The sequence below is a fragment of the Pseudomonas sp. PS02302 genome, assembly GCF_029959585.1.
Taxonomy (GTDB): domain Bacteria; phylum Pseudomonadota; class Gammaproteobacteria; order Pseudomonadales; family Pseudomonadaceae; genus Chryseomonas; species Chryseomonas aestiva.
The window spans coordinates 1-4,754 of sequence record NZ_JASCON010000141.1; the positions used below are offsets into that span (position 1 = coordinate 1).

The following is a 4,754-nucleotide window of genomic DNA, read 5'->3' on the forward strand; positions in this document are numbered from 1 at the left end:
CGGCCATGGCGGTCCGCCGATGCGGCCGCTCCTACAGGGATAGACGCTCTCGTAGGAGCGGTCGCTACGGCGCACCGGCATGGCCGCGATAACCGCAACGCCTCTACATCTGCGCCAGCGCCCGCTGGAACGGCGCCGGCAAGCCCTCGCCCAGGCGGAAGCGGCCGTCTTCCAGGCGCAGGATGCCCAGGCGGTCGAGCCAGGCGGCGAATTCCGGCGCCGGTTGCAGGCCCAGCACCTGACGGGCGTAGAGGGCGTCGTGGAAGGAGGTGGTCTGGTAGTTGAGCATCACGTCGTCCGACCCCGGGATGCCCATGATGAAGTTGATGCCCGCCGCGCCCAGCAGGGTCAGCAGCATGTCCATGTCGTCCTGATCGGCCTCGGCATGATTGGTGTAGCAGATGTCGCAACCCATGGGCACGCCGAGCAGCTTGCCGCAGAAGTGATCTTCCAGCCCGGCGCGGATGATCTGCTTGCCGTTGTAGAGGTACTCGGGGCCGATGAAGCCGACCACGGTGTTTACCAGCAGCGGTTTGAATTGACGGGCCACGGCGTAGGCGCGCACCTCGCAGGTCTGCTGATCTACGCCATGGTGGGCCCCCGCCGAGAGGGCGCTGCCCTGCCCGGTCTCGAAATACATGAGGTTGTCGCCCAGGCTGCCGCGACGTTGCGACAACCCGGCCTCGTAGCCTTCCTGCAACAGCGCCAGGCTGATGCCGAAGCTTTCGTTGGCGCCCTGGGTCCCGGCGATGGACTGGAACACCAGGTCCACCGGCGCGCCGCGCTCGATGGCGGCGATGCTGGTGGTGACGTGGGTCAGCACGCAGGACTGGGTGGGAATCTCGTAGCGCTGGATCACGGCGTCGAGCATCTTCAGCAGTTCGCAGATGCCACTGGTACTGTCGGTGGCCGGGTTGATGCCGATCACCGCATCGCCGTTGCCATAGAGCAGGCCGTCGAGAACGCTGGCGGCGATGCCGGCCGGATCGTCGGTGGGATGATTGGGCTGCAGCCGGGTCGACAGCCGTCCACGCAGGCCAATGGTATTGCGAAAACGGGTCACCACCCGGACCTTCTGCGCCACCAGGATCAGGTCCTGGATGCGCATGATCTTGGACACCGCGGCGACCATCTCCGGGGTCAGCCCCGGGGCCAGGGCGGCGAGACTGGTCTCGTCGGCCGCCGCACCCAGCAGCCAGTCGCGGAAGCCGCCGACGGTGAGGTGGGCGACCGGGGCGAAGGCCTGGGCATCGTGGGTATCCAGGATCAGCCGGGTGACCTCGTCGGCCTCGTAGGGGATCACCGCCTCGCTGAGAAAGTGCTTGAGCGGCACGTCGGCCAGCGCCATCTGCGCCGCCACCCGCTCCACGTCGCTGCCGGCGGCGACCCCGGCCAGGACGTCCCCGGAACGCGCCGGGGTGGCCTTGGCCAGCAGGTCCTTGAGATCGGCGAAACGCCAGGTCTGGCCGCCCACGCTGTGCTGGAAACCGCTCATGCTACCTCCTCGGGTTGCGCTGCGCAGAGCCTGTTCAAAGGCTCGCGAGCTAGAGACAAACAAGGCGAAAATGGCTGAGGAAGCGGAGTTTACAAGTGGTAGATGAGCATTCCGAAACCATTTTCAACGCCGTTTGGCCGACGCGCAGCAGACTTTGAACAGGCTCTCAGGCCTCGCCGAAGGCAGCGTCGGGTGCAATGTCGCCCTGTCTACGGCTGAGACCGCAGACCAGCGCGCCTATCACCATCAGCACCACGAAGACGCTGGCGATCACCGGGTTGTACCAGACCATGGCGATCAGGCAGACCACCGCCAGCACCAGGGCGATGCCCGGCACCACCGGATAGCCGGGGGCGCGGAAGGTGCGCTCCAGGTTCGGCTCGCTACGGCGCAGCTTGAACAGACTGAGCATGCTCATGATGTACATGACGATGGCGCCGAACACGCTCATGGTGATCATGGCGGCGGTCAGGGTCAGGCCCTGCAGGCTGATCACGCCGTCGCTGAAGATGGCGGCGATGCCCACCACGCCACCCGCGAGCACCGCCCGGTGCGGGGTCTGGAAGCGCGACAGCTTGGCCAGGCCGCGGGGCAGGAAGCCGGCGCGAGCCAGGGCGAAGAATTGCCGGGAATAGCCGAGGATGATGCCGTGGAAGCTGGCCACCAGGCCGAACAGGCCGATGCCCACCAGCAGGTGCAGCCACACCGAACCCTCGCCCACCACGCCCTTCATGGCCTGCGGTAGCGGGTCGTTGATGTTGGACAGGGCGCGCCAGTCGCCCACCCCGCCGGCAAAGATCATCACGCCGATGGCCAGGGTCACCAGGGTGAGGATGCCAGCGATGTAGGCCTTGGGAATGGTCCGCTTGGGGTCCTTGGCTTCCTCGGCGGCCATGGCCGCGCCCTCGATGGCGAGAAAGAACCAGATGGCGAAGGGAATGGCGGCGAACATGCCACCCACCGCGGCCAGGGAGAACTGGTCCTGGCCAGCCCAGCCACCGCTGGTGAAGTTGGCCACACTGAAGCCCGGCGCCACCACCCCCATGAAGATCAGCAGCTCAATGACCGCCAGCACCGTGACCACCAGCTCGAAGGTGGCGGCGATGCTCACCCCGAGGATGTTCAGCGTCATGAAGATGAAATAGGCCGCTACCGCACAGAGCTTGGGATCGAGGGTGGGAAACTGCACGTTGAGATAGGCGCCGATGGCCATGGCGATGGCCGGCGGCGCGAAGACGAATTCGATCAGGGTGGCGATGCCGGCGATGGTGCCCCCGGTGGGACCGAAGGCGCGCCGGCTGTAGGCAAAGGGCCCGCCGGCGTGGGGAATGGCGGTGGTCAGTTCGGTGAAGCTGAAGATGAAGCAGGTGTACATCACCGCCACCACCAGCGCGGTGATCAGGAAGCCCAGGGTCCCGGCGACGCCCCAGCCGTAGCTCCAGCCGAAGTATTCCCCGGAGATCACCAGCCCCACGGCGATACCCCAGAGGTGCAGGGTGCCGAGGGTCGGCTTGAGTTTCTCGTTGGTCATGACAGGCCCCTCCCCATGTAGCGACGTGATCCGAATGGGTCACCGCGATCCCGCGATGCCCGGCTTTTTCGAGCTTAAACAGCTCAGGGCCGTGCCGACTTGACCGCTTGGCACGGTCGCCGTGACCTCGGGTCAAGTCGGCGTTACCCCTCTTCCCAGGGTGCTACCCGAGACCGCACCACGCTGGTGCGATACCCGACCACTCGCCCCGCGATGAAGCACGCCAAGGCGCTCAATAGCGTGAAGCCCTCGGCGTTCCAGCCCCACTGGAGGACCGCTTTCCACCCCGGGGCACAGCCTTTGCTTCATTCATGCCGATCTCCTCCCTGGACCCGCACCATGCCCCTGGCCGCCTCCGGCTTCGCCGCCCTGACCTCACCGTCGCGCAACCTCGGCGTGCTCTCCGCCGCCGCCAGCGGCCTGGACGCCGTCATCACCAGCCACGGCGGCGACGTCGATCGCATCTTCGGCACCGCCGGCATCGATCCCGAACAGCTGCAGCACCCGACGCTGAGCCTCGGTTTGGGCAACTACTGCCGGGTCCTGGAAGAGGCTGCCGCCCAATCCGGCTGCGACAATTTCGGCCTGCACTACGGCGGGCAATTCAAGCCACAGATGCTCGGCCTGCTGGGCTACGTGGGGCTCTGCTCACCCACTGCCGAGGCGGCGCTGCAGAACTTCGCCGGCGCCTTTCCCTTCCACCAGCACAGCACCCTGATCCAGCTGGTGGACGCTGGTGAGTGCTGGCGCTTCGACTACCAGGTACGCCACGGCGCCATCGTCGCCCGCCGCCAGGACGCCGAGCTGACCCTGGGCATGCTGCTCAACCTGCTGCGCCATGTGCTCGGCGCTACCTGGGCGCCGCGCGCGGTGCAGTTCGAACACCCGCGTCCCGAGGGCTGGCACGAGCACCGCCGACTGTTCGATGCCCCGGTCAGCTTCGGCCAGCCGTGCAACGCCATGCTGGTGCCCAAGGCCGACCTGCGCGACCGCGCCATGCCCGACCATGATCCACTGCTCCTGCTGGTGGTACAGGACGCCATCCGCCAACTCGGCCAGCGCCTGCCGCAGATGGAACTGCTCGAAGAGGTCCGTGCCTCGGTGCGCCTGGCGCTGCCCCTGGGCGAGCCCAGCCTGGAGTCCATCGCCCAGCGCCTGGACCTTTCCACCAGCCAGCTGCAACGGCGCCTGCGCGACCAGGGCGCGAGCTTCTCGGCGCTGGTCGAGGGCGTTCGCCGCGACCTGGCGCAGCACTACCTGCGGCAGCGGCTACCGGTCAGCGACCTGGCGCCGCTGCTGGGCTATTCGGAGACCAGCGCCTTTTCGCGGGCGTTTCGGCGGTGGTTTCAGGTGAGTCCGCGGCAGTGGCGGGGGATTTCGTAGGGAAGGGTCGGCGCGCCGAAGACCGGCTGACGTAGGTTGGTGCTGAGCGAAGCGAAGCCCAAAGCACCTGTGCTCATCGGTACCCAGCCGATTACTGAAGTCTGCTGAGGCTTTTTGTTTCGCCCACCCGGGCGAGTCACTTTTGCCAATCGCGGCTGCGCGCCCCGGACAAAAGTAACCAAAAACGCTTGCCCCGGACATCCGGCCCTTCGCTGCGCTCCGGGTCCGCTCACGCCAGCGCCGTTCCGGGGTCGGTCCAGATGGGCCGTCCATGGCCCACTGGACCTCTCGCCGCATCCATGCGGCTCGACCCACTCCACGACACTGGCGCTCGCCCTCCTGAAC

The 4,754-nt window shown here is 67.0% G+C and carries 3 protein-coding genes; 1 reads left to right on the forward strand and 2 read right to left on the reverse strand.

Going from position 1 to position 4,754, the window contains the following annotated elements:
• Positions 1-103: 103 nt before the first annotated feature.
• Together QMX82_RS25270 and eat are read right to left on the reverse strand one after the other, a co-directional pair.
• Positions 104-1,495 carry an ethanolamine ammonia-lyase subunit EutB gene (locus QMX82_RS25270; protein WP_282288675.1) on the reverse strand — a complete coding sequence of 464 codons (1,392 nt, stop codon included), beginning with the start codon at positions 1,493-1,495 and terminating at the stop codon, positions 104-106.
• A 166-nt stretch (positions 1,496-1,661) separates the two neighbouring features.
• Positions 1,662-3,026, reverse strand: coding sequence for an ethanolamine permease (gene eat, locus QMX82_RS25275; protein ID WP_282288676.1), 1,365 nt, complete (start codon positions 3,024-3,026; stop codon positions 1,662-1,664).
• 339 nt (positions 3,027-3,365) lie between these two features.
• Here eat and qhpR point away from each other — a divergent pair, with 339 nt between their 5' ends.
• Positions 3,366-4,409, forward strand: a complete 1,044-nt coding sequence (gene qhpR / locus QMX82_RS25280) for an AraC-like transcriptional regulator QhpR (protein WP_133862175.1) — start codon at positions 3,366-3,368, stop codon at positions 4,407-4,409.
• The last annotated feature ends 345 nt before the right edge of the window (positions 4,410-4,754 follow it).

Coding starts and splice junctions, on each gene's coding strand:
- QMX82_RS25270 (WP_282288675.1), bottom strand. CDS start 1,495: ATGAGCGGTTTCCAGCACAGCGTGGGCGGCCAGACCTGGCGTTTCGCC.
- qhpR (WP_133862175.1), top strand. CDS start 3,366: ATGCCCCTGGCCGCCTCCGGCTTCGCCGCCCTGACCTCACCGTCGCGC.
- eat (WP_282288676.1), bottom strand. CDS start 3,026: ATGACCAACGAGAAACTCAAGCCGACCCTCGGCACCCTGCACCTCTGG.